The organism is Planctomicrobium limosum (genome assembly GCF_051465645.1).
In the GTDB taxonomy this organism is placed as follows: domain Bacteria; phylum Planctomycetota; class Planctomycetia; order Planctomycetales; family Planctomycetaceae; genus Planctomicrobium.
In genome coordinates this window covers 2,985,294-3,009,217 of record NZ_CP195790.1, presented here as the reverse complement: position 1 = coordinate 3,009,217, position 23,924 = coordinate 2,985,294, and the positions used below count along the sequence as shown (strand labels likewise).

Annotated in this window: 18 protein-coding genes; 5 read left to right on the top strand and 13 right to left on the bottom strand. The window is 53.3% G+C overall.

The window, feature by feature from the left end; all coding sequences use genetic code 11:
* Window positions 1-5: 5 nt before the first annotated feature.
* On the bottom strand, window positions 6-2,060 hold the full coding sequence (locus SH527x_RS11280) for a thioredoxin domain-containing protein (protein ID WP_437190785.1): 2,055 nt from the start codon (window positions 2,058-2,060) through the stop codon (window positions 6-8).
* A 435-nt stretch (window positions 2,061-2,495) separates the two neighbouring features.
* Here SH527x_RS11280 and SH527x_RS11275 point away from each other — a divergent pair, with 435 nt between their 5' ends.
* Together SH527x_RS11275 and SH527x_RS11270 are read left to right on the top strand one after the other, a co-directional pair.
* Window positions 2,496-3,920, top strand: a complete 1,425-nt coding sequence (locus SH527x_RS11275) for a tetratricopeptide repeat protein (protein ID WP_437190784.1) — start codon at window positions 2,496-2,498, stop codon at window positions 3,918-3,920.
* A gap of 237 nt (window positions 3,921-4,157) precedes the next feature.
* A complete protein-coding gene (locus SH527x_RS11270) occupies window positions 4,158-4,781 on the top strand; it encodes a phosphopantothenoylcysteine decarboxylase domain-containing protein (RefSeq protein ID WP_437190783.1) in 624 nt (207 codons plus the stop codon).
* A 112-nt stretch (window positions 4,782-4,893) separates the two neighbouring features.
* Here SH527x_RS11270 and SH527x_RS11265 read toward each other — a convergent pair whose 3' ends face one another.
* The 11 genes from SH527x_RS11265 to SH527x_RS11215 form a co-directional block, all read right to left on the bottom strand.
* The gene (locus SH527x_RS11265; protein WP_437190782.1) at window positions 4,894-6,480 is read right to left on the bottom strand and encodes a Gfo/Idh/MocA family oxidoreductase; all 1,587 of its coding nucleotides are present in this window, start codon (window positions 6,478-6,480) and stop codon (window positions 4,894-4,896) included.
* 405 nt (window positions 6,481-6,885) lie between these two features.
* A complete protein-coding gene (locus SH527x_RS11260; protein WP_437190781.1) occupies window positions 6,886-7,290 on the bottom strand; it encodes a YraN family protein in 405 nt (134 codons plus the stop codon).
* Between the two features lie 150 nt (window positions 7,291-7,440).
* Window positions 7,441-7,818 carry a 50S ribosomal protein L19 gene (gene rplS / locus SH527x_RS11255; RefSeq protein ID WP_437190780.1) on the bottom strand — a complete coding sequence of 126 codons (378 nt, stop codon included), beginning with the start codon at window positions 7,816-7,818 and terminating at the stop codon, window positions 7,441-7,443.
* 112 nt (window positions 7,819-7,930) lie between these two features.
* A complete protein-coding gene (gene trmD, locus SH527x_RS11250; protein WP_437190779.1) occupies window positions 7,931-8,635 on the bottom strand; it encodes a tRNA (guanosine(37)-N1)-methyltransferase TrmD in 705 nt (234 codons plus the stop codon).
* A gap of 214 nt (window positions 8,636-8,849) precedes the next feature.
* Complete coding sequence (gene rpsP / locus SH527x_RS11245; RefSeq protein ID WP_437190778.1) at window positions 8,850-9,194, bottom strand: 30S ribosomal protein S16; 345 nt, start codon at window positions 9,192-9,194, stop codon at window positions 8,850-8,852.
* 130 nt (window positions 9,195-9,324) lie between these two features.
* Window positions 9,325-10,815, bottom strand: coding sequence for a signal recognition particle protein (gene ffh / locus SH527x_RS11240; RefSeq protein WP_437190777.1), 1,491 nt, complete (start codon window positions 10,813-10,815; stop codon window positions 9,325-9,327).
* Between the two features lie 151 nt (window positions 10,816-10,966).
* On the bottom strand, window positions 10,967-12,142 hold the full coding sequence (locus SH527x_RS11235; protein ID WP_437190776.1) for a glycosyltransferase family 4 protein: 1,176 nt from the start codon (window positions 12,140-12,142) through the stop codon (window positions 10,967-10,969).
* Window positions 12,143-12,242: 100 nt separating this feature from the next.
* On the bottom strand, window positions 12,243-13,388 hold the full coding sequence (locus SH527x_RS11230) for an FHA domain-containing protein (protein WP_437190775.1): 1,146 nt from the start codon (window positions 13,386-13,388) through the stop codon (window positions 12,243-12,245).
* Window positions 13,389-13,838: 450 nt separating this feature from the next.
* Window positions 13,839-14,876, bottom strand: a complete 1,038-nt coding sequence (locus SH527x_RS11225) for a hydantoinase/oxoprolinase family protein (RefSeq protein ID WP_437190774.1) — start codon at window positions 14,874-14,876, stop codon at window positions 13,839-13,841.
* A complete protein-coding gene (locus SH527x_RS11220) occupies window positions 14,873-15,892 on the bottom strand; it encodes an ATP-grasp domain-containing protein (RefSeq protein WP_437190773.1) in 1,020 nt (339 codons plus the stop codon). The genes SH527x_RS11225 and SH527x_RS11220 overlap by 4 nt, the downstream gene beginning before the upstream one ends.
* 22 nt (window positions 15,893-15,914) lie before the next feature.
* The gene (locus SH527x_RS11215) at window positions 15,915-17,084 is read right to left on the bottom strand and encodes a cytochrome c (RefSeq protein WP_437190772.1); all 1,170 of its coding nucleotides are present in this window, start codon (window positions 17,082-17,084) and stop codon (window positions 15,915-15,917) included.
* Between the two features lie 645 nt (window positions 17,085-17,729).
* On the opposite strand from SH527x_RS11215, the gene SH527x_RS11210 reads away from it, so the two are divergent.
* The gene (locus SH527x_RS11210) at window positions 17,730-20,198 is read left to right on the top strand and encodes a hypothetical protein (RefSeq protein ID WP_437190771.1); all 2,469 of its coding nucleotides are present in this window, start codon (window positions 17,730-17,732) and stop codon (window positions 20,196-20,198) included.
* Window positions 20,199-20,333: 135 nt separating this feature from the next.
* Here SH527x_RS11210 and rfbB read toward each other — a convergent pair whose 3' ends face one another.
* Window positions 20,334-21,356 carry a dTDP-glucose 4,6-dehydratase gene (gene rfbB / locus SH527x_RS11205; protein WP_437190770.1) on the bottom strand — a complete coding sequence of 341 codons (1,023 nt, stop codon included), beginning with the start codon at window positions 21,354-21,356 and terminating at the stop codon, window positions 20,334-20,336.
* A 238-nt stretch (window positions 21,357-21,594) separates the two neighbouring features.
* Between rfbB and SH527x_RS11200 the strand changes: the two genes are divergently transcribed.
* Together SH527x_RS11200 and SH527x_RS11195 are read left to right on the top strand one after the other, a co-directional pair.
* Window positions 21,595-22,863, top strand: coding sequence for a glycosyltransferase family 4 protein (locus tag SH527x_RS11200; RefSeq protein ID WP_437190769.1), 1,269 nt, complete (start codon window positions 21,595-21,597; stop codon window positions 22,861-22,863).
* A 79-nt stretch (window positions 22,864-22,942) separates the two neighbouring features.
* Complete coding sequence (locus SH527x_RS11195; RefSeq protein ID WP_437190768.1) at window positions 22,943-23,875, top strand: sugar phosphate isomerase/epimerase family protein; 933 nt, start codon at window positions 22,943-22,945, stop codon at window positions 23,873-23,875.
* Window positions 23,876-23,924: the final 49 nt, after the last annotated feature.

Sequence of the window (23,924 nt, the reverse complement as noted above, 5' to 3'; positions counted from 1 at the left end):
AAATTTCAGAGAGATGGCACTGATTCAACATCAGTAAGCGGGGTGCTGCAGACTCCTCTCTCACAGATGTAAAGCAGCGATCGTTGTGGATCGCCCTTTCCTGCCACGATCTCAAGTGGAGCAGGGGATGCAGCGAGTGAGTGCACAAACAGCTTGTTCGGGATGAACCGTTTCCAGATGGTGGTTGCGAACGTCTGAGCGTTTCCATCATTCGCATCCGTCACGACGATCTCGGAAGTTGGACCGACGAGGAAGTCGAGCGCCATCACAGCTTGCCCGGCAGCTCGGGGATGTTCCACGAGTAATCCTGAAAGGTAATTCAGAGTCGCAACAGCTTTGTCTTCCAGATCCGTGCGGGAGGTCAACCGGCCGAGTTTCAGCAACGCTGTGGCCATCATTCCGTTTCCGGAAGGAGTTGCGTTGTCCTGTGAGTCCTTGGTTCGTGTGATCAGCTTTTCGTGATCATTTGCCGTATAGAAGAAGCCACCATCAGCGTTATCGAAGAAACGCGAAATGGCATTATCCGCAAGTTGCTGAGCTTTTGTCAGCAGATCCCATCGACCAGACGCCTGTGCCGTTTCCAGCAGACCGTCGATCAGGCATGCGTAGTCGTCCGAGTAGGCGGTGAACCGAGCCTGCCCATTCTGGTAACTATGAAACAGCTCTCCCTGATCATTTGTGACATTGTTCAACAGGAAGTCACAAGCATTGGTTGCGGCGTCGCGATACCGCGGCTCATTCAGGACCAATGAGGCCTGAGCGAAGGCGGTAATCATCATCCCGTTCCAGCTGACGAGGATTTTGTCGTCTCGCCCTGGCGCAATTCGCTTCTCACGGACAGCGAGAAGTTTCGTTCGACTGGCGCTGAGTCGAGATTCGAGTTCGTCGACTGTGATTCCTTCCAGTCCGCTCAGTTCAGTCCAGCTCTGTGGACGATTCAGAATGGAATGCCCTTCCCAGTTGCCTCCCGGAGTGACGTCATAGCACCGGTTGAAAAGTTGTCCTTCTGTCTCGCCGAGAATCTGGATGATCTCGCGATCTGTCCAAACGAAGAACTTTCCTTCCACTCCTTCACTGTCCGCATCTTGAGCACTATAGAACCCGCCTTCTGGAGCGGTCATCTCTCGAAGGACGTATTCAAGTGTCTCTCTGGCAGTGTCCGCATATGCACGATCCTGCGTGATCTGATACGCCTCCAGATAAGCCGGGACGAGCAACGCATTGTCGTAGAGCATCTTCTCAAAGTGAGGCACCAGCCAGTGTGCGTCTGTCGAATAGCGATGAAATCCGCCTCCCAGCTGATCGTAGATCCCGCCATGAGCCATCTTGTTGAGCGTCAACAGTGCCATCTCAAGGGCCAACGGATTACCAGTCCGTTTCCAGCCTCGCAACAGAACTCGAATGTCCATTGGATGCGGAAACTTAGGAGCGCCTCCAAACCCTCCGAGTCGTCGATCTGCTGATGAGACTAGTTCTTCTGTGGCTTTGTTAATCGTCTCAGGTCCGAGTTCAATCCGTTCGAAGACGGGAGCGGCAAGGCCATCAACTGCCTCAACCAGCTGCGATGCGCTGTTCTCAACTTCGTGACGGCGATTTGCCCAATAGTCCTGGAGCTTCTTAAGAATATCGAGAAAGCCGGGCATCCCCATTCGCGATTGAGGCGGCCAATAGGTGCCACCATAGAATGGAGCCCCTTCCGGAGTGATGAAGACCGACATCGGCCATCCCCCGCGCCGAGTGATCAACTGCACTGCGGACATATAGATCTGATCGATGTCAGGCCGTTCTTCGCGGTCGACCTTGATCGAGACGTAGTGTTCGTTCAAAAACGCGGCGATCGTGTCGTTCTCGAAGCTCTCCCGCTCCATGACGTGGCACCAGTGACAGGCACTGTAGCCGACAGAGAGGAAGATCGGTTTGTCTTCGGTTCGTGCTTTTTCAAACGCTTCAGGACCCCAGGGCATCCAATTGACGGGATTGAATGCGTGCTGCAACAGGTAGGGACTGGATTCGTGGGCCAACGCATTTGCTGGACGGTCTGTCTGATGTGCGTGTGACACGAGCGTTTCGCCTGTTTTGAAAAGAATGAAATCAGAAGTGCTGGGCGTTTGAACTGGAAGTCGATTCGGCTGGTGACGTGATCGAACAGATCTTCAATTCGACAGTGGCGCACTCATTGTTATTAGAGCATGTTTTACAGAGTGCGTCGTCGATTGGAGCAGAATGTGGTTTCTTTGTGCCGTTACTGCCGTTCAAGGTAGATCCAGAATACGAATGGAATCTGAAACGAGCCGGAAAGATCGCAGGGTCGGAGCGGTCGTTTCTTATGGATAATCACAATGATAATGGTTTGGGGTGGGCTGGTTTGCACTGCTGGTGATTCTGTCGTAAGCAGGGTGTTGCGATACCTTGGGTAACTTTGCTCTTGCCCTGCTTTTCTGGATTCAGTACTAACTGAGGATGAATTGGTTCGTCGCCCGAAAGGAGTTGGGAAGATGTCTTGTGTGTTTAGAGGAATATTTCTGTCTGCTGCCCTGTTGGTGCTGAGTGCCGCAACTGCACTGGCTCAACCAGCTCCTCAAGCGCCGCAGCCAAATCCATTGCTCGACGCTGCAAACACGGCCTATCAGGGACGAGATTTCCCGAAAGCGATCCAGGCATGTGATCAGGTCTTGGCAACGGACCCTAACGATCATATTGCTCTGTACTTGCGAGGAAGCAGTCGAGTCGAGCTCGGGATCGTGAGCGGCAATGTTGAACTGGTCCGCCAGGGGATCGCAGATTCCCGTGAAGCGATTCGTCACGAAGGAAAAGGAAAGGCAGAATATTATCTGCCTTACATTTTCGGGATGAGCCATCTGTCGTTGATGGAAGGCAAGCCAGTCCATGCTCAGACTGCCAGAACTGTTGCTGATTCTGTACTGGAACGAGATGACCTCGATCCTGAACAGCGTGCTAACATGTTCTACCAGCGAGCTCAGGCAAACCTTCAACTGAAGGACTTTCCTGCCGTTCAAAATGACATTGCAGAAACGTTGAAGCTCGACCCAAAGCATCTCGCAGCTTACATGCTCTCCGCTGACGTTGCTGCTCGAACAAAGACACCTGCTGAAGCGATTGCCGCTTACAGTAAAGTTGTCGAAGTGTTTCCTGAAAATCCTGTGACCTACAATAATCGCGGGATGTTTCTTCAGGCTCAGGGACGTGCTCACGAAGCTCTGGCCGACTTCAATAAAGCAATTCAGGTCGACAGCAAGTTCATTCCTGCATACGTCAATCGTGGTTTCGCTTACATGGAAGCTGGAGACCTGACGAGTGCAGACACAGCACTTTCACAGGCACTGGCAGTTGATCCACAACAGTACGGGGCGATGAACCTGCGTGCGACTGTGCGTCTGAATGCCGGACGCCTGCAGGAAGCGATTTCTGATTACCGCACGGTTGCCCAGAACGCATCTCGCAACCCAATGGCTCATGCTGACCTGGGGTTTGCTCTGTTCTTTGCACAGGACTTCACTGGAGCTCTCGCTTCGTTCAACAACGCACTGAAAATTGATAACCGCATGCGTTTCCTGTTGCCTTGGAAGTTGTGTGCTGAAATGCGTCTTCAGCAGATTGATAACGCGAGCTATACGGAATCTTCAGCCAAAGCAGAAGACAAGCAGGACTGGATTGACAAGCTGGTCCTGTTCCAGCTCGGCAAACTTGATGCCGCGGCAATGCTGCAATCTGTCAGCTCAAAAGATGAAGCCGCCCGAAACGCTCAGTTGTGCGAAGGCTATTACTTCATCGGAATGGAGCTGCAACGACGTGGGCGAGCTGCGGATGCACAGGCTTACTTCAAGCAAGCGACTGTGAACAAACTTCCAAAGCTGTCAGCGTATCGCGGGTCAATGATTGCCGTGAGTCAGACGAAGTAACGTCGGAGTTCAGGATCGTGTGAAGGTGAACGGGAGTTGAAGGGCTGTAGATCAGCTCTTCGCCATTTCGCCAAATGATCCCTGATATGCTCAAAGCCTTGTGGTCTTGTGTCTTTGAATGGACATGAGAACTGGCCGAAAAAGATTCCCTCTCACTCGTCAGTTTTCGAACTGAATCACGAGTGAGAGGGTTTTGCATTTGGATAAGTCGATTCGACCGATTGAGAAGGAATGGGAATGCGTGTGCTTGTGACCGCTGGACCGACGCGTGAATACCTGGATGATGTTCGGTATTTGTCCAATGCCAGCAGTGGCAAGATGGGCTACGCAATTGTTCAAGCGGGGCTGCAATTGGGATGGGACGTTGTTCTTGTTTCCGGGCCGGTCGAAATGACACCTCCGGTCGGTTGCGAGTTCCATTCTGTCATGACCACTGGCCAGATGAGAGAAACGGCAGTTCGCCTGTTTCCTGAGTGTGATGGAGTGATCGCGACCGCAGCTGTTTGTGATTACAAACCCAAAGAACGGGTCTCAGGGAAGCTCTCCAAGACCGGAGGCCCGATCACGATCGAGATGATCGAAACCGATGACGTTCTCGCTGAGCTGGGACGGATGAAAGAAGAACGTTGGGTCGTCGGCTTTGCACTTGAAGCTCAGAATCCACGAGAAAATGCACTCCAGAAATTACGACGCAAGAATTGCGACTGGATCGTGTTGAATTCTCCGAGCGCGATTGGTTCTGAGGTCAATGAGTGTGAGTTCATTGGAGCCGATGGCGAAACGGTCACACGCTGGTCTGGCCCCAAGACAGAAGTCGCGACTGGCCTGACAACCTGGATTGATCAAGCCGTCTCCCAATGATGCAGTGGGACTTTTGTTGTGATGCCCTGCTCCTGAAAACGTCGCACATCAAACGAAAAGATGCCGCATGCAGAAGCACGCGGCATCTTTTTTTAGTCAATCTGAAACCAGACTATCCGATGATGTCTTTGTCGGTTTCTGGAGCAGCATCGCTTTCTGGATCGAACCAGTCGGCTTTGAACTCAATTCGCTTTCGCTTCGCCATTGCAAGGTTGGCGGTCAGAGCCATGATTGCATCTGCCATAGCGACGACACCGTTGCAGCGCAGGCCACCTTCGCTTGCTGGAATTGGCTTTCCATTCGGCCAGAAGGTTGGTCCCTGATTGCGGATCGCGTAGCAGAAGTGCTCCATCTCTTCGCGATACCCGCGGCTGACGTTGGTTGCCCAATCGGTTCCGCTGCTGTTTGCTTTGGCCGCACCTGAAGTCGTTTCATACGCTTCAAGAACTGGTCCGCCGCCTGCTGCGTTTCCGGAAATCGCCCACAAACGCTGATCCGGTCCACCCCCGGTGCTACCGCGACCTTCTTCCTTCCACAGCATTGCTTCTTTCTCTGTCTTCATGAACAGAGTTCCGCGGCTGCCGTAGACCAGTTCGCCGTAAGGTTCGAACTTATTGGTGCTGATTGAAGAATAAGTCACGACACAGATGTCGCGATCATTCTTTTCGTAGTGCTTGCCAGGGAATTCGAAGGTGACGTAGATCGCGTCGTCGATTTCGCGGTGATCGTTCCACTTATCGCTCGGGCCGACGCCTTCGATGCCGTAGAAGTTCTTCCCGCCGTATCCGTGGACAGCAATCGGGTGAACTTTTCCCAGGAAGATGCTGCATGCATCCAGTTGGTGACTTCCCAGCTCGGCCATCAGACCGCCGCCAGTTTCGTTGTACAGACGCCAGTTAACGAGCTTGTCGACGTCCTGGAATTTGAAGTCCTTAAGGTCAGTTCCCTTGAGGCCTTCTGCATCGGCTTTTGGAACCGATTTCACCCAGCTGTCGCCATGCGGGAAGCTGTTGTTTCGGTGCCACTGAGCACGGATGTATTTGATGTCGCCGAGAGCGCCGCTCTGGACGATGTTGTTCGCATGGTGATAAAGAACGCTGTAGTGGCGTTGATGACCAACGGCCAGCAGCAGGTTCTTTTCTTTCGCCTTGCGAATCATCTCTTTGCACTGAGTGACCGTACGAGCCATCAGCTTCTCTGTCAGGACGTGAAGTCCTGCATCGAGACAGTCGATTGCGATTGGAGCATGTGTCACCAGTGGAGTCGCGATGATAACGGCTTCAATATTGAGCCGCTTCGCGTTCTCGATCACTTCTTTGTGACTGTTGAATCGCTCGATCTTCCCTGCGGCTTCAGTGCCGAGTTTCTTGATCAAGCCCATGCGGATGTCGTTGCCGTCACCTTTGAAAGCACGTTCGCGGTTCGTTGGTCGCAGGTCTGCGATCGCAACGACTTCCATGTACTTGTCCGGGTGCTCGTTGAGAAGGATGTTTCCTTCGTCTCCGGTTCCGATGAAGGCAACACGGACACGTTCAGATTGCAGTTCTTTGTAACCGAAGTAAGCAGCACCGACCCCGAGAGTTCCGGCTGCCGCTGCTTTTATGGCGTCGCGTCTGGTCAAGTCCCCCGCCGACAGACCGTCCACAGCATTGGAGAAATTTTCTTTCCCAATTCCTTCTTGTTCTGGTGTGAGTACCATTTTTCTTTCTCCTGTCCTGCGAACGTCTCGTCTCGAATTGTTCGACTCGGTGAAGCTCTGGGTCTTTTCTCGAACAGACAGTTACCGTTCATGGAGACTGTCCGGGGAATCTTTTGATTCACTTAGGCGAATTCATCCCCATTAGTGACAAGCACAACAAGGGGAGTGTCTCTCTATTGTGACTGGCATCGCTGGTATTTTGAAGCGGAAACGAATGTTGGTCTTGAAATTCTATACCAGATTGATCATTCCGGGGATGGCCGATATGTCGAGATCATTCCATCGGCGTTTATCTAAAGGAAACGTCATTTGCGGGCCTGGTGAAATGGACTGCTTTGACAGAGTTGTTGAGGTTGATGCGTCCTGCTTTGCAGAGAGTCGATGCATGGACGCCTGAGGATGGATTTATGAGAACATCTGACCGCGTCCGACTGCAGAAAACGCGTCCTTATAGTGTTCAATTACAGGGCGTTTCCCAGTTTCCCAGGTGATCCCCACAATATCGAAGCGGCCGCGGTGGTGGAGCAGGCGCCGACGTTTCGTCCAGTTCAGAGCAGCCTGAGAAATCTGCTTTTGCTTTGCGAAGTCAACAGCTTCGACCGGGTGACCTTTAGCGTGTGAAGATCGCGTTTTCACTTCAACAAAAACGATGACATTCTGGTCGAGTGCAATCAGGTCAATCTCGCCATGGTGGCTTCGGTATTGCCTTGCGAGAATCCGGTAGCCTTTTCGACGCAGAAATCGGGCTGCTTCGCGTTCTCCGCGATTCCCGAAGAGTCGGTAGAGCCAGCCGCGACGAGTATTCGTCATCAGGTGAAGTTCCTGTTCAGGTCTGGACCGGATTTGGCCTCATGTCTGAGTCTGAACTTCAGGATAACGAAAAACGCTCTTGATCCGAATAGGACCAAGAGCGTTTTGTATGACTCAGAGACATGCCAGAGCTGATTGCTCTGAGACGACTCAGTTCTGTGTTGCTGCTTCGCCTGATTTTGCGCGGCGTTCGCGAAGGCGGGTTGCCTTTCCGATACGATCGCGGAGGTAGAACAGCTTGGCGCGGCGAACGCGAGCGTGACGCTTCACGACGACTTCTGCGACCTTTGGTGAGTTCAGTGGGAAGGTTCGTTCGACCCCTTCACCTGCGACGATGCGGCGGACGGTGAACATTTCAGCCATTCCGTTTCCGCGGCGTGCAATCACAACGCCGGAGAAAATCTGGATTCGCTCTTTGTCACCTTCGAGAATTCGAGTGTGAACGTCAACTGTGTCCCCGATGCTGAAATTCAGCGGGTTTTGACGCAGGCTTGATTTCTCTGCAATGTCGAGCAGTTTGTTACGCATGGATCTGTTCCAATTTGTCGGGAGCGGTGCCAATGGGACAACGGCACATTCACCTGATATTCAATCGTCTGTTCGCAGGAGAAAAATTTCTCTGGCGGCTGTCCCGACGATGTCAGTCTCGCGAAGGTGTCGCGGGACCGGGATATAAATCGCCCCGACGTTGTCGGGTGCGTTCTAAGCTCTGTTCATGTCGCCATTTCGCGATCGCCCCGTGGTCACCGCTTAGTAACACATCAGGAACGGTCATTCCGCGAAATTCGCGTGGTCGGGTGAACTGTGGGTATTCCAGCAGTGCCGACTCTGAAAAAGAGTCGTATTTGGCACTGGTTTCGTCCCCCAGGACACCAGGTATCAGCCGAATCACCGAATCGATGATCAGCATGGCAGGGACTTCACCACCGTTGCAGATGAAATCTCCAGCGGAGACTTCAAGTGGTTTCAATCCCTGAATAATTCTGTCGTCAAACCCTTCGTATCGTCCGCAGAGCAGAAGAATACGGTCCATTGTCGATAGCTCTTGAACCAGTTGCTGGTTGAGCGGACGACCTTGCGGGGTCAGCATGATGAGCTGTCCCGGATTGGCCATCGCCTGAACCGACTCCACGCATTGGAAGATCGGTTCACATTTCAACAACATTCCCGGTCCACCACCATATGGTGGTTCGTCAACAGACTGGTGCTTGTCTGTTGACCACTCGCGGAAATTCCACAAGTTGATATCGACCAGACCCGCATCGATCGCTTTTTTTAACAGACTCTGCCCCAGGTAACCGTCGAAGATTCCGGGGAACAGGGTCAATACGTCGATACGAAACATAGGTCCAACATTAAATAATGAGTCATGTTTACGAGCGGAAATTGCCCGAACATGCCCATGTTCTGCACGGAATTCCGTCCAGATTTTTTAGTAAATTGCCCTGATCGTGAAAGTCTGCGCAAAAGCGAATTCGACTTAAGTACATCCGTGAGAAACCGAACACCAGTTTGTCTGGTGTTCGTCACGACGACTCAGTCGAATTGCAGATACAGAACTACTCAGCAGCTTCTTCTGAAGATTCTTCAGCAGGAGCTGGAGCAGCTTTCACTTGTGGAGCCATCATCGGAGGTGGAGACTTTGCTTCACCCCAATCGTTTTCTCTGAACTTGCGAATGAGAACTGCGACCTTTTCGCTAGGCTGTGCACCGACCGACAGCCAGTGGTCAACACGGTCAACCTTGAGGGAGACGCGCTTTGACTTATCGCGAACCATCGGGTCGTAGGTGCCCACTTCTTCGATCGCTTTGCCGTCACGAGGGCTCTGCTGATCCATGATGCAAATACGGAAGAACGGACGATGTGTCCGCCCGAGCTTCTTCATGCGAATACGAACCGCCACTGAAATCTCCTGAACCGTCTAAATCGCCGAAACCCGGCGGTTGAATTCGCCGAAAAGCTGGAATTGCTTTTCCGCTGCCTTTAATCGGCTGACAAAAATACTCGTCGACTGACAGTTGCCGACGCGCTGTCTATCGCCGTTTCTTATTCTTCTTGCGTGCGTCTTTAGCCTGCTGACGTTGTTGCTTCTTTTTATCTCGCAACACGTCTTTATCGACAGGTCCGCGCTTGCTTCTCTGCTTTTCTCGCCCTAAACCCCCTAAAGGGTTCATCATTTCCGTCTGCATTTCGCGGACTTTTCGCATCCGGTCGCCTGATCCCAGGCCTGCCATCTGCTGCATCATCCCCGACATTCCCTTGAATTGCTTAAGCAAATCATGGACTTCCGTCGGATCGGTACCGCTTCCGCGTGCAATTCGGTTTCGGCGCGAACGGTCGATTTTCTCAGGATTTCTTCTTTCGTCAAGCGTCATTGACTGGATCATCGCCCGAACCCGACCAATGTCCTTGTCCGGGTCCATCCCATTCAGGGCGTCCAGTGCCTGCGACATCTGCCCCATTCCTGGGATCATCTTCAGCAGATTTCGCATTGAACCCAGTCTTTGGATCTGGGCCATGGCGCTTAAAAAGTCATCGAGAGTGAACTTTCCTTCCAGCATTTTCTGCTGTTGGCGTTCCATTTCGTCGGCGTCCAGCACTCGCTGAGCCGTTTCGAGCAGGGTCGCCACGTCCCCCTGGCCAAGAATTCTCTGGGCCATTCGGTCGGGATGGAAAAGTTCGAGTCTGTCGAGTTGCTCACCGACACCGATAAATTTAATCGGAACGCCGGTGACAGCTTTAATGGAGAGGGCGGCACCCCCACGGGTGTCCCCGTCCAGCTTGGTGAGGATCACCCCGTCGAGTTCGAGGGCCTCGTTGAACGCTTTGGCGCTGTTGACAGCGTCTTGCCCTGTCATTGCGTCGCAAACAAGCAATGCCTGATCTGGCATCAGCTTGTTGTCGATCTGCATCAACTCTTTCATCAGGGAATCGTCGACGTGCAAACGGCCGGCGGTATCCAGAATCAGAACATTGCAGCTATGGGCACTGGCTTCTTTTTTGGCGTTGACGCACACCCGAACCGGGTCGCTTTTGCTGGCTTCTTCCCAGTAAACGGGAACATCCAGTTGTTCGCCGAGCACGCGAAGCTGTTCGATCGCCGCTGGGCGCTGCAAGTCGGCAGCAACGAGCATCGGCTTATGGCCTTGCTCTTTCAGCATGCGTGCGAGTTTACCGCAAGTGGTGGTTTTTCCTGCCCCTTGCAGACCGCACATCATGATGATCGACAATTCTCCCCGTTTTACGGCGAGAGAATGTTCGACCGGCCCCATCAGGTTGGTCAGTTCCTGATAGACGATTCCGACAATTTGTTCCGCGGGGCGCAAAGATTTCAGCACTTTTTCGCCGACGGCTTCGTCGGTGACGCGCTGGATGAAAGACTTTGCTACGTCGTAGTTTACGTCCGCTTCAAGGAGAGCCTGGCGGACTTTCCCCATGCTCTCGCGAATATTGGATTCTGTCAGTCGTCCCCGAGCGAGGCTGCCCAGTGCTTCGCCAAGGTTCTGAGTGATCGATTCAAACATCACTGGATCTCAATTGAGTCGTCGTAAATTTTTCGAGTTTCGGAGTATAGCAAATTTTCCGCCAACAGAGAGTCGCCGCCCTACGAAAGAGAGACCAGAGACCCGGAACTGACGTTTTGACCCTTAAAATCGTGCAAAGCGGCGTGAAAACTCAGCTCGATCGCGTCTGTTTTTTCTTGGCGAGGACGTTTTTGTAGACTTTCTCGATCTCTTCCGACATGGTCTGGTGTCGAAATCGGTTGGCGAACAGGTCACGCCCTTTGGCTCCCATCGTCTGCCGCAGCGTCGCATCTCCTGCCAGCTTCAGAATGGAGTCGACGAGTGGATCGATGGTGTCTCTGGCGAGTAAATACCCAGTTTCGCCGTTAATCACCACTTCTCTAGCTCCGCCGACGTCGTAGGAGATGGCAGGTTTACCGGCGATGAGCGCTTGAGGAAGTACACGGGCCAGCCCTTCCCATTGGCTGGTGTGAACAGCGATGTCGAGGGCTCCCATCAGCTCGGGGATCCGTGTGGGAGGGACAAGTCCTGTGAAAACAAAATTGTTTGTCAGCCCAAGATTTGCGATTTGTTCTTCGAACTGGGATCGCAATATTCCGTCACCGATGAAGACGAATTTTACTTTGGGGTTCGCGGCGATCACTCTGGGGGCCGCTTGGAGGATGAATTCGTGTCCCTTCAGGTGGAATAGCCTTCCAATCTTCCCCACCACGATGTCATCCGGCTGAAGGCCCAGTTCTCGACGAACGTCTGCTGGCGGGCGGGGAGGAGTCAGGAACGGGTCGACGTCAAATCCGCTGTAAACCGTGGTGAAACTCTCCGGAGGAGCAATGCCGGCTTCGACATACTCCCGCGACATGTCATCGGCGACACTGATGAAATGGTCGGTCCAGCCTGCGGCCAGTTTTTCGAGAGCAACGTAGGTTTTGTAGACGAATGGGGATTGCCCGAAGTGGAATGAGGCCCCATGAATGGTGTGAACGACCGGGATTCCCAGCGATTTTGCGGCAAGACGCCCCAGGATTCCGGCTTTTGAGCTGTGGGTGTGGACGATGTCTGGCTTGATTTCCCGAAGCAGCTTTTTTGTCTGGCGGTAAGCGCGCCAGTCATGCCAGGGATGAATGCTTCGGATCAGGCTGGGGACCAGATCGACACGGAATCCACTGGCGAGGGCCTTCTCCATCAAGCTCCCCTCTGGCCCGACGGCTGGACCGGTAATCAGGGTGACTTGATCGCCATGAATTGAATGCTGGTTAATGCAGGTTTGCAGGGTGTTTTCCTGCGCGCCCCCCAGAATGAGTCGAGTAATGATGTGAACGACATTCACTGGGAGGACTCATTCGTCATGGCTGTGATTGCAGTTCGAAATTGCTGTGTTTTCGCCTGGCGGAATCGTGATCTTCTGGAACTCAGGTCACGCAATCGGCTCAGGGAGCGGTCTGGACGGGAACGTAAATCGCCTGAACGGCGTCGTTGATCGTCTGGAAGTGAGGAATGCTTTTGAGTAATGGAGCGCTGGCGATGACGTTATAGGTCGATTCATTCGCGCTGCATTGTGCTCTGCGGCCAGTGATGGAACGGCAGATCGACGTCAGCCCTTCCAGTGCCATGTACGGAAGCTGGACGCAACGGCTGTAGTCAATCACAAGGTTTGTGATGCCGTACTGTGAAATCACATCAACGACGCGACTTGCTTCAATGTGAACATCTTTGAAGAAGTAGGACTCACCCTGTGGGTACACGATAATTGTATCGTGATAGTAATCTGTCTGGAAAATGCGGTTTGACCGGGTTAAAAACGCCTGCTCCGTGCTGGATGTATTCAACATTGCTGGTTGCTGTACAGGGTGAGACTGGTGGTGCGGAGAAGGTTGGTAGTGAGCGGTTAGGCGGTAGGGGCCGATCTCCATTTCCGTTCCAGGAGAAAGAAGGCCACCGGGAGTGGGAGCGCCGTGCAGATGCAGACTTGTGTTTCCGATCAGGTCAATTGTCCAGAGACCGGATGGGAGCAGCAACAATGCGTTCTGGACTCGTGAAATTCGGTCATCAGCAATTGTGATGCGGCAACGATCGTCGCGTCCGATCAGGGTCACAATGCGGTTGATTGGCCAACGTGTTCCCTGGTGAGCTGTGTTGAGAAGTTCCAGTTCAACCAGAGGCAGCAGCCCGTATTCCGCTCGGAATTCATCGCGGGGGCGAAATTCCTGCGGGGAGGGAAGTGTATCGTCGTAGACCCAGTCGTCAGCGATCAATCGGACTTCGTTTCGACCGATTTTGAAGACGTGCTCAGGTGAGATCCACCCACTGAATTTTGGTCCAGTGGCCTGAATTCCCCCAACGCTGAGGAGGTCGATATAGGCAATTCGAGGCCCGATTGCCTGCAAAAGTGCGTGTCGACTGGAGACGGTTTTATCTGCAAACTGAAGATCGCACCCGGGGCCCCGTCCGATCAGCACCTGAGAAGTGGTGTATTCTTCGTCCCGAACATTTCCGTCTGCATCACGGATTTGGAGGCGAATGGGGCTGGGGGTGGCAGTTGCATATGTCAGCATTGATGAGAATTGATCATCCATGTCGCCGGAATTTTCCCGCTATCTGAATTGGAATTTCTGCGTGGTCATTCGCATACCAGCACCGACCTCACTTGGGAGCCCGCCAATTCGAGGTGATGGTCAATTCAACATGCCTACCGTGCTTGAGTGGTTTCGCTTGCGATCAATGCGGATTCGTACGTTATGTGTACGACTTCGTTTGAGTGATTCGCATGTTCGCCAAATTTCAATTATGGGGGACGAGTCGCTTCTGGTCAAACCGGAGTCTGCAAGATCGATTTGCAGACCTGCTCTGGCGACCAGTGAGAGACAGTTGTATGTGTTGTAACACATTTGTCACGCACCGATTGCGAGAGATGTCGCCTCCGGATTTTTAATTCGCGGCGGCGGTCTGGATAAACCGGATTTCAGTTTTTGAACCTCAGGCTGTCAGACGAGATGCGTCGGTTTCCGGAAGTTTTGTCTGAGAAATCAAAAAAAGGAGCCGTGCTGCTCGAAGTTTCTTTCGATGGCGAGTCGGGAAAGTGCTTCTGCGCATGCGGCGATGGAGTGTTGTGGTCCCATCAGCGATTGCAGGGACAGAATTTCCATATCGGAAGGAAAGAGTGCCGCTCCTTGCAGGGCGCGTCTGGCGAGGAATTCACCTTCTCCAGCCAGCAGAATCGCATGGGGAACTTCCTGTGACGCCCACGCTCGTCGAAAGGCACCCAGAAACAAAAGCTGTTCAATTGTGCTGAGGGATTTGGCCAGATCGAGAATCTCATCGTCCTGTGTTTCGTCGAGATCGGAGCAGAGCATTCTGGCAAGACGCACTTTTGCGTGCTCGATCGTCATGGGGCGACCGTTGGAGGTTTCGCAGTTCTGCGGTTCTTCCGGAAGGTCTTTCAGGATGACATGCAGGTCGTGCGTTGTCGCAAATGACTCACGCGCCAGTGTGGTGCGTCTCCCTTTGACGGTGACCTCGTTGACAAGACTGTTCAACGGGGTCCGTCGCACGCCCAGATAAAGCAGTTCTCCCGTCGCCAGTCGTTCTCGATCCGTCGTTCCCCGAGTCATGGGGAGTCCATCTTCGATCGGGATAATGTCGGTGGTTGTGGACCCGATATCGACAACGAGCCCACGACCGACAGGGGCGATCCGGCCGGCCCAGGTGGCGAGTGCATGCCAGTTTGCGGCGGCGACAAGTGAAGGCAGATCGCGAGCATCCTCTACTGAAACAAACTCTCCCGCAGTTTGCCAGACGCCGATGAAGCGACCTGATCCTGCTTGTTCCACTGCGGAAAGGATGTGATGAACGCCGATTGCTTTTGTTTCGAAACAGTCGGCAAGTTCCCCTGTCATGGTGACAGCAAGTGGGGAACCAGCTGGGAATGTGTTCAGGATGCTGGAGAGTGCCTGCGGAAGGTTCTCTGGTTCTTTCCACAAAGCAAATGGCACCGAGAGTGCGACTTTGCCATCTGCGGCCTTGATGTTGGCACCGCCGATGTCGAGTCCGATGGGGGTACTCATTGAATTTCCAGCTGCGAATTAGACTGAAATCGAACTTGCCCACGAAAAGTCGGGGCCGGTCTGAGTCCGGGGTTGATGAGCCATGCGGCGAGATTGGTATCAGAGAGGGCTCGATACCCGATATAGCTGGTTGTCAGGCGTGGATTGATGTCAACGACCAATGGGTCTGTCGGAGAGTCATCCGGAATCATGATGTCGAAACCAGTCCATCCGTATAGCCCCGGGATTAACGCGACCACTTTGCGGACAAGAGCTTCGATGGCTTCGATATTTTTCAGCTGGATCGGGATTTGACCGCCGACGTAGGCAAACTGGTTTTCCGGCGAGAATTTTTGTGCTCCCACCGGAAGGATCAGGACATCGTCAGGACCAGAAATAATGGTGGCAACGGAGATTGCCTGTCCCTTGATGTAGGGCTGCATGATGAACTGGTCGAGTTCGACATTGTCACAGAACTGCAGATATTCCTCGGTGCAGGTCAGCAACTGCATGTCGAGGCCACCGGCCCCGTGGCGTTGTTTGACGACAGTTGCCGGCCATGGTGGATCTTCAAATTGAAGGTTCCATGCCGGACGTGTTTCGATCGTGGCAATATCGTTGCGAACGCAGAATTTGTAGGTCTCAAGCTTGTCTGCGGTGAGTCGAACGGCATCGCAATCGGAGTTGAACAGGCGGACGCCTGCCTCCTTGAATCGCTCGACGCGGTCGAGCAGAATTCCATCGATCTCCGGTGCGATCAGGAAAACACCGTCGCAGTTCTGTGCTCGGTCGAGCAGTGTTTCCCATTCATCGCTGACCGATTCCGACTCCACTGGAATGATGGTCACCTCTTCAGGGAGTGAAATCAGTTCCAGAAGGTTCTGGTCGAGTGTGGTCTCGATTGTGACCCCGGGAAGGCGGCACAGGTCGTTGACAATCGCCTGCAGCATCCCACGTCCTTCTGAAAAAAGGAGTGGGGGCAGGCAGGATGCTGGCCATCCGCCGCCGCAAACAAATTCACTGACAAGAATTTTCATGAATGAGGCTCAATCACGGAAATCAGAACGAAGACCCGTTGCCGCGATATTGCTGGTGGCATTCCGCACATGAGGTCTGAGCCTTATTGAGTGCGGCCTGGTAACCTTCGAGATCGCCTGACTTGGCAGCCGTCAGGGCGTCTTTTGTGCCTCCGATAAATTGGTTGGCGAGCTTCTGGTAGTTCTCTTCTTCAGCAGAATCGTAGCTGCGGTCTGTCATCATGGTGCCGAGCGCAGTGAGCAGTCGAAGTTCCCGCTCGATCAACTGTGGGTCTTCTTTCAGCCGGGCCGGGGTGTTGAAGTTCGACTTCAGACCTGTGAAGGAGTGTTCGATTCTTTTCATCATGTCGGCAACGTAAATGTTGTCGGCGAAAGGAGCTCCAGCTTTGGATTCCATCTCTGGCGCTTTGCCGCCGTCGAGAATGATGGTCAGCTTGTCGAACGGCTCTTTGCTCTTTGTGAAGGCGTCTCGGCCGGTTCCGCTGGCGCTGCTGGAAATCTCAGATGCCAGGTCGCGGACAAAGTGAGCTTTGTCCTTCCAGTTCAACGCTTCCGGGTGGACTTCAGCGAGTCCTGCGAGTGCTGCAAGAACTGCACTGTCGAGCGAGATTGACTTGAAAGATTTGTTGTATGTCGCGACGGTCTGAAGGTTTCCGGTGAGTTGGGTTCGGAGAAGTTTGATCTCTTCAACCAGAATCGGCATCGGGATCACTTCGGCCCAGTTGGCAGCAGCCCCCATCGGTGCGTTTGCAGACGGAGTTGCTGCTGGGGTTGCCGGCATCGACTCTGCTGGAGTTGCAGGCATTGCAGGACTGGCCTGTGTTGCGGACGGAGATGTCGGTGAAGTCGTGGCGGCAGCGATCGCATTTCCGGCTGGCAGAGCAGGGACGGTCCCTGTGGATGCCGAGTTTGCCGCAATCACGAGTGGCTGGTCATAGAAGACGTCGTACGGAATGGTTCCGATCCACTTCGTCTCTTTTCCGCCAGTGTTGGCAACAGCCGGGGCTGGTTGTGCAGCCGGCGTCGGAGCTTGACTGGCCTCTGGAGCAGGGCTGGTGGCAGGCGCTGCTGGCGTGGCAGGAGTGGTCTCCGCCGCAGGTGGAGCTGGTTTTGATCCACATCCCCCGAGAAACAATCCCTGCAGAGAAAGTGTCGCGACGAGGACGGCTGGAGGAAAATTGAGTTTGTACATAACTCTCAATGCGGGATTGTGTGAAACTCGAACTGGGAAATCACCGAACTGATCTGCTGAATCATTTCCGATTTTACAATCGAAGTCCGGTGGAATCACAGTCTGTCACTGATTCCGGTGTTGAGCTCAGGGAGAGACCAACTGTCTGGTTGAACGTCGAACTCTTTGGATCGCAGCGATGCTGGTCAATTCTCTGGAATCGATTCGAAGCAGCAAATTCAAAATGCTGACTCAAAACATGCATTTCAGATGATGTTCAAAATTCGTGTCGACGGGAAATCGGCAAGCGAATTCGACCAGATTCGAGGCGATTTCAGGGGTTCTTGAGGGACAAGATAAATGTTACTGTTTCTGGCGTATTCCGAAATTCCGACAATCTCCGAACGAGTGGTTTTGCCTGGGAGGCGAAATTTTCGGCCTGGGATTGAAGGATCGATTGGAACTCTTTGATAGTATCAGCGAAACTCGTGACGGTCGACCTTGTTGTCAGGTATGATAACAAGAGCCAAATCTCCGATCGAATTCACACGATCATCGCTAATTCACCTGAGCTAAGTTTGAGATATGGACTTCCGCAGTTGCCCGTCCTGTAAAGCATCGGTCCTCGAAGACGACGTCGATGAATGTCCGTTTTGTGGGGCATCCATGTCTGGAAAGCCGTCATCAGCGGCGGTCAAGAAGCCAGCGACACCAGCGACACCAACGAAACCGGTCGCGAAGCCAGGTGCGGGGGCTCCTCAGAAGTCGTCATCACCATCGGTGCCGACTGGAGCTCGACCGGCTGCACCGGGAGCAGGTCGCCCGGGGGCAAAACCAGCTGCCGGGCCGGGAAGCAAAGACAAGGCTGACTCGGACGATCCATTTGACGTCGACACTTCGGCAATGCGTCGAGCAATTAAGCTCGCCCCCAAACCGGTCAAAGGGCGGACGTTGGAAGTCGTCTGTCCAATGTGTGAAACCCCGGGATACATGTTGCCGACGGATGCAGGGAAGGACGTTCAGTGCTGCAACCCGAGCTGTATGGTCCCCGTTTTCAAAACTCGAAAGCCGAAGGTCGAAGAGGCGCCGAAGGTCGAGTCCAAAGGGAACAAGACACTGCTTCTGGCGGGGGTCGGAGCTGCGGTGCTGATCGGAGGCGTTGCCGTCTGGCTGGTGACTTCTGGGGGCGAAGATCCTTCATTGGTCGTAAAGCCGATGACACCTGCAGTTGATGAAAAGGACAAGGCGGATCTCGTCCCATCGAACCAGATCAAAGTCCAGACAGAGAAGCCATTGCTGACTCTGGCTGAGGTCCAAAAGCAGTCTCTGGTTTCGATTGTCGATCGTGCTCGCCAGCGAGACAAGAATCGACAAATTGAATATGGAGTCCAGCAGGCAGCGATTTCGTTTGCGATTGCTGGCGACCTGAAACGTGCCCAGGAGCAGATCAAACGCCTGCAGCAGTCCAATCAGGGGATTGCCTATCTTCAGATTCAGCCACTGACAGAAGTGGGATGGCTGCAGCTCCGAACCGGCAAGAAAGCAGAAGCAGCTGCGACAGCGAAAGAGGCCTTGGCTTTCACCAAGAACTTGCCGAAATCCGTGCGTAGATCCCATGACTACGCGTTGGCTCTGGCATCGTTGCTGGTCGCTACCGATCAGACTGAAAATGCGAACAATCTGATCGAACAGCAACAGGACGCGACGATTCGTGGAACTCTGTCGCTGTTCTGGCGCATGGCAGTCTATGGGCTGACCTTCGACGTTGATCTTGAATCGCGGTTCCCATGGCATGTCGGTGTTGCCGAACCAATGCGAATGGGTGTGGTTGAAGAACTTGTTGTTCGCAAATTGAGTGATCAAGCTCTCGCTTTTGCGGGTGCAACGAAGGACTCTGCATCTCAGGCCGCATGCCGCGCAGCCTGGGCTGGTCGCCTCGTGTTGACCCAGTCGGCGGCGGCGATTCCGAAAGTGACAGCAGCGATTGAAGCTGGCAAGTTCGATGCTGCAACTCAAGTGCAGGTCTGGGCAGCGGTGGCCGATGCGGCTCACGTGTTAAAGGACTCTGCAACAGCGACTGCTTCTCTGGAGAAAGCTGTCGCTGCGATGGCGACCGTTGAGGCTCCAACAACAGTGAATACTCCAGGGCGTAAAGAAATTTACGACAGTGATGGAAAACCGAATCAGGGACTTCCTGACTCTGCCCCGTCACGTTCTGCCGCTCAGGCCGCCTCCAGTCTTGCCATTGTGCAATTGCACCTCGGGCAGAATGACGCCGCTTTGGCAATGATTCAGAAGGGGCTCGATTTTTATCGGGGGATGACACCAGGGCCGGTGGTGACGAGGAATCTCGTTGACGAGTGCCAGAAGCAGGAATCACTCGTTCGGGCAGACCTCGCCAAGGTTCTGGGAATTCCGAACTCGGACGATCGCGTTCGCATTGCATTCAACCGGTATCGTCAGCAGTGCGGCCGACTGAATGATCTTGCTGTGAAGCGATTGGATCTGCAGGTTACGCTCCTGCGATACTTTGCTGAAGCTGGCTTGCTTGAGCAGGTTTGGGCTATCGCTCAGGAGCGAGGATCAGTCAGTGATGTCGCTTTGCAGGAGCCATATCTCACAACCCAATTGCCGGGCTTGTTGCTGGCACTGTCTGAAGCAACGGGTCAGAGTACCTTGTCTGCGAATTTGAAAGCGGCTTTCCCGGAGAAGGGCCTTGTGCCAGAGAATGTTGATCTGATTTACGCAACAACAGCGGCTCAGATTTCGGCCGGCCAACTGGTGCAGGCGAGCAATATTCTGGAACGTGCCTTCCGCTCCAATGTGTCGAAGCGATTCCCGGACCATCTTGATGCCATCGCATTGCGGATGGGGGGGCGTGTCCAGGCAGCACATTCAACGAAGGATTCAATCGCATTCATTCAGAGGCTTTTTGATCAGCTGATTCAGGAAGATTTGTTCCTGCTGTTGGCTGGTGATGCTGCCAATCGGGACAAGGCTGGTGAGTTGTGGCGTTTGACCCTCGACTCACGCGAATTAGACGCTTTGGAGTTTGTTGCGCTGTATCGGGGCTTTGTCGGAGGTGGTGTCACTCCACCTGCACAGACAACTGCCGTGGAGACCACAACAAAGTAGCCTCGTCGGTGATTGCCTGATCTGTCAGTCCGGTGTGGACTTGAATTCCAAATCAAACGGCCATGTGAAGAGTTTGCTTCACATGGCCGTTTCTGTTTTGAGCGAGTTCTTGCAGGATGCCAGGAGTGACGTGGGTTAGTTCAGGCGATGTCCATACTGGGTCTCGTAGTATTTCTGGTACTCGCCACTGCGAATGCGCTGCACCCAGTCGGTGTTGGTGATGTACCAGTTAATGGTTTCCTGCAGTCCCGTCTCAAACGAAATCTGCGGAGTCCAACCGAGTTCTTGTTCGGCTTTTGTGCAATCAATCGCATAACGCAGATCGTGGCCGGGGCGATCTTTGACATATTCAATCAGATCTTCTGATCGATTGAGCAATTTGAGAAGCAGTCGCGTCAGTGCGATGTTCGTCATCTCTGTCCGGCCGCCAAAGTTATAAACCTCGCCCGGCGTTCCCTTGAGCAGTGCACTTTCGATTCCTCGACAATGATCGAGCACATGAATCCAGTCCCGGACGTTCTCCCCGGTGCCATAGACAGGAAGACGTTTCCCTTCCATGGCATTCGCGATGAACAATGGCAGGAGCTTCTCTGGGAACTGATAGGGGCCGTAATTGTTGGAACAACGCGTGACGATTGCCGGGAAATGAAAGGTGTGAACGTACGATCTCACCAGCAAGTCGGCTGCTGCTTTAGACGCTGAGTAAGGACTGTTCGGGGCGAGTGGAGTCTCTTCAGTAAAGAACCCGACCGATCCAAGCGAACCGTAAACTTCGTCTGTCGAGATTTGGAGGAAGCGAGGGATTTGGAACGTTCGACAAGCGTCGAGCAGGGTTTGTGTTCCCACGATATTCGTATGAACGAATGGCCCAGAATTCAAAATACTCCTGTCGACATGGCTCTCGGCAGCGAAGTTCAGAACTGCGTCGATGTCTTTGTTTTTTGCGAAGACGTTGTTGATGTGCTCGGCGTCGCAGATGTCTCCTCGCAACAATTGGTAACGAGGGCTCTGGTCCAGATCGGAGAGATTTTCTGCGTTCCCGGCGTAGGTCAATTTGTCAATGTTGAGTATCGACATGCCTGGGTGCGTGTCGTGCATCATGCGAATAAAATTCGAGCCGATGAACCCGCAGCCACCGGTGACAACGATCTTTTGCATTTGAGCTCGATTCCGAGTCGGGAACAGATTCCGTGGCATCAATTTTGGTGCGGTCGACAGCAACCGTTCAGGCAATACTATGATAGGAGATACGATGTCGGGAACGGAATAACATCCAGTAAAATCGAACCTGATCGAATCCGTCGTGCTTTCCTGTGTCGCGCGCTGACGTTGTTTGGTAGAAGCGGATCATGCGAGTCTGAGTTGAAACTTCCCTTTTCGGACCATCGGGGATTCCATGCATATTGCTATCGTGACCTCAGGCGGCGCTGGCATGTTTTGTGGTGCCTGTATGCACGACAACACTGTTGCCCAGGCGTTGATGGATCAGGACGTTGATGTCTCCTTGATCCCGACGTATACCCCCTTGCGTCTGGATGAAGAGAACCATGGTCTAAACCGAATCTTTCTCGGGGGACTGAATGTTTACCTGAACAGTCGGTTCAAGTGGTGGAACTCGCTCCCAAAGTTTGCGACCAGCTGGCTCGATCACCCGTCCGTCATTCGTCTGGCGACATCGTTTGCAGTCAGTAACGATGCGTCGGAATTGGGCGAGCTGACTGTGTCGATGTTGGATGGGGATAGCGGGCCTTATCGTGCGGCCATTGCCGAGTTGGCAGGTTTCATCAAACAGCTGAATCCTGATGCCGTGTTCTTCAGCAATGCTTTGCTTTCCGGTGCAGTGAAGGAAATCAAACGTCAGGTATCAGTCCCGATCTACTGTCAGTTACAGGGAGATGATGTTTTTCTCGACGGTTTACCTGAGGTTTATCGCAGGCAGGCGATTGATCTGGTTTCTCAGCGTGCTCAGGATTTCGATGGCTTTGTGACGCACACTGAGTTCTATCGTCGTTATATGGCAAACTATCTCTCATTGCCGGTGGAACTCTTTTCCGTATTGCCGTTGGGAATCGACGTCGATTTGCATCCCGGTGAGCCACGCAAAGGGACGCCGGAGCGATTCATTGTGGGCTACTTTGGGCGAATGGCACCGGAGAAAGGTCTGCACCACCTGGTGGACGCTTTTCTCCTGATCAAAGAAAAGATCCCGCACGCACAACTGAAAATCGGAGGCCAGCAGGGGAAAAGCAATCAGCCGTATCTCAGGAAGACACTGGCGAAACTCCATGACGCAGGTGTCGATGTTACGAACATCGGCAGCCCAGATACGATGAGAGAGAAGGTGCACTTCTTCAGTGATGTCGATGTCTTTTCAATGCCGACTGAGTTCCTTGAACCCAAAGGTCTCCCGGTATTGGAGGCAATGGCAAACGGGATTCCTGTTGTTCAACCGGCCCATGGATCGTTTCCGGAAATGCTTGAGGCGACGGGTGGTGGGATTCTTGTGAAGCCTCGCGATCCGCAGGCTCTCGCTGACGGGATATTGGAACTCGCCGATTGTGATAAGCGGTTTGAATTCGCCAAGGCTGCTTGGGAAGGAGTGCGGCGTCACTATCGACTTCCGGAGATGGCGAAGAAGATGGTCGAACTCGTTCGCAATTCATAAGCCCTGTTGCTTAGAGTTTGTCTTCTCTGTGTGGTTTCTCTGAGTGATTGCCTCTCTGGTTGTTAAGCGAGCGTGTTTCATGTTCAATCGTCGACAGATGATCGCTGCGTCTCTCGTTACTGGAATGACCACTGCGATGCCAGCATCAGCCAAATCAGCGAAAGAGGAACCGATGCGCAAGTCGTTCCGTTTCTGCCTGAACACAAGCACGATTCGCGAACAGAAGTTGCCTTTAGATCAGATCGTCGATCTGGTTGCGGCTTGCGGTTATGACGGCATCGAACCGTGGATTCGGGAAATCGAAGCTTATCGAGATTCTGGAAAGTCCCTGTCGGACCTCGGCAAGAAGATTGCGGACCTGGGGCTTAAGGTTGAGAGCGCCATCGGGTTCGCTCAGTGGATTGTCGATGATCCTGCGCTGCGGCAAAAAGGTGTCGAGCAAATGAAGCGGGATATGGACCTGCTTCAGCAAATCGGCGGGACTCGGATTGCTGCACCTCCAGTTGGGGCTCAAGCTGCAGATGCTCCAAATATTGATCTGTTTGCTGCAGCTGAACGCTATGCCACAATCGTTCGATTGGGCCGCGATATCGGGGTGATCCCTCAAGTTGAAGTCTGGGGCTTCTCGAAGAATCTGTCTCGACTTGGCGAATCGGTGTTCGTTGCAATCGAAAGCGGAGAACCTGAGGCTTGTCTCCTGCCAGATATCTATCACATTTATAAAGGTGGAAGTTCCATCGAAGGGCTCCGGATGCTGTCTGGAGTGGGGATTCCGTGTTTCCATTTCAACGACTATCCGGCAACCCCAGCACGACCTCAGATCACTGATGCAGATCGTGTCTATCCTGGTGACGGCGTGACCAATTGGCCGCGCGTCATGGAGATCCTGAGACAGATTGGATTCGACGGCGTGGTGTCGTTGGAGTTGTTCAATCGCGAGTATTGGAAGCAGGATCCCAAACTCGTACTGACAACCGGACTGCAGAAAATGAAAGCTGTCTGCTCTTTGTAGACAGCGCTGCAGCATCTGTTGTTTGCAAAGCGAATCGCGAGAAGTGATC

Coding starts and splice junctions, on each gene's coding strand:
- SH527x_RS11275 (WP_437190784.1), top strand. CDS start 2,496: ATGTCTTGTGTGTTTAGAGGAATATTTCTGTCTGCTGCCCTGTTGGTG.
- SH527x_RS11270 (WP_437190783.1), top strand. CDS start 4,158: ATGCGTGTGCTTGTGACCGCTGGACCGACGCGTGAATACCTGGATGAT.
- SH527x_RS11265 (WP_437190782.1), bottom strand. CDS start 6,480: ATGGTACTCACACCAGAACAAGAAGGAATTGGGAAAGAAAATTTCTCC.
- SH527x_RS11260 (WP_437190781.1), bottom strand. CDS start 7,290: ATGACGAATACTCGTCGCGGCTGGCTCTACCGACTCTTCGGGAATCGC.
- rplS (WP_437190780.1), bottom strand. CDS start 7,818: ATGCGTAACAAACTGCTCGACATTGCAGAGAAATCAAGCCTGCGTCAA.
- trmD (WP_437190779.1), bottom strand. CDS start 8,635: ATGTTTCGTATCGACGTATTGACCCTGTTCCCCGGAATCTTCGACGGT.
- ffh (WP_437190777.1), bottom strand. CDS start 10,815: ATGTTTGAATCGATCACTCAGAACCTTGGCGAAGCACTGGGCAGCCTC.
- SH527x_RS11230 (WP_437190775.1), bottom strand. CDS start 13,388: ATGGATGATCAATTCTCATCAATGCTGACATATGCAACTGCCACCCCC.
- SH527x_RS11225 (WP_437190774.1), bottom strand. CDS start 14,876: ATGAGTACCCCCATCGGACTCGACATCGGCGGTGCCAACATCAAGGCC.
- SH527x_RS11220 (WP_437190773.1), bottom strand. CDS start 15,892: ATGAAAATTCTTGTCAGTGAATTTGTTTGCGGCGGCGGATGGCCAGCA.
- SH527x_RS11215 (WP_437190772.1), bottom strand. CDS start 17,084: ATGTACAAACTCAATTTTCCTCCAGCCGTCCTCGTCGCGACACTTTCT.
- SH527x_RS11210 (WP_437190771.1), top strand. CDS start 17,730: ATGTCTGGAAAGCCGTCATCAGCGGCGGTCAAGAAGCCAGCGACACCA.
- rfbB (WP_437190770.1), bottom strand. CDS start 21,356: ATGCAAAAGATCGTTGTCACCGGTGGCTGCGGGTTCATCGGCTCGAAT.
- SH527x_RS11200 (WP_437190769.1), top strand. CDS start 21,595: ATGCATATTGCTATCGTGACCTCAGGCGGCGCTGGCATGTTTTGTGGT.
- SH527x_RS11195 (WP_437190768.1), top strand. CDS start 22,943: ATGTTCAATCGTCGACAGATGATCGCTGCGTCTCTCGTTACTGGAATG.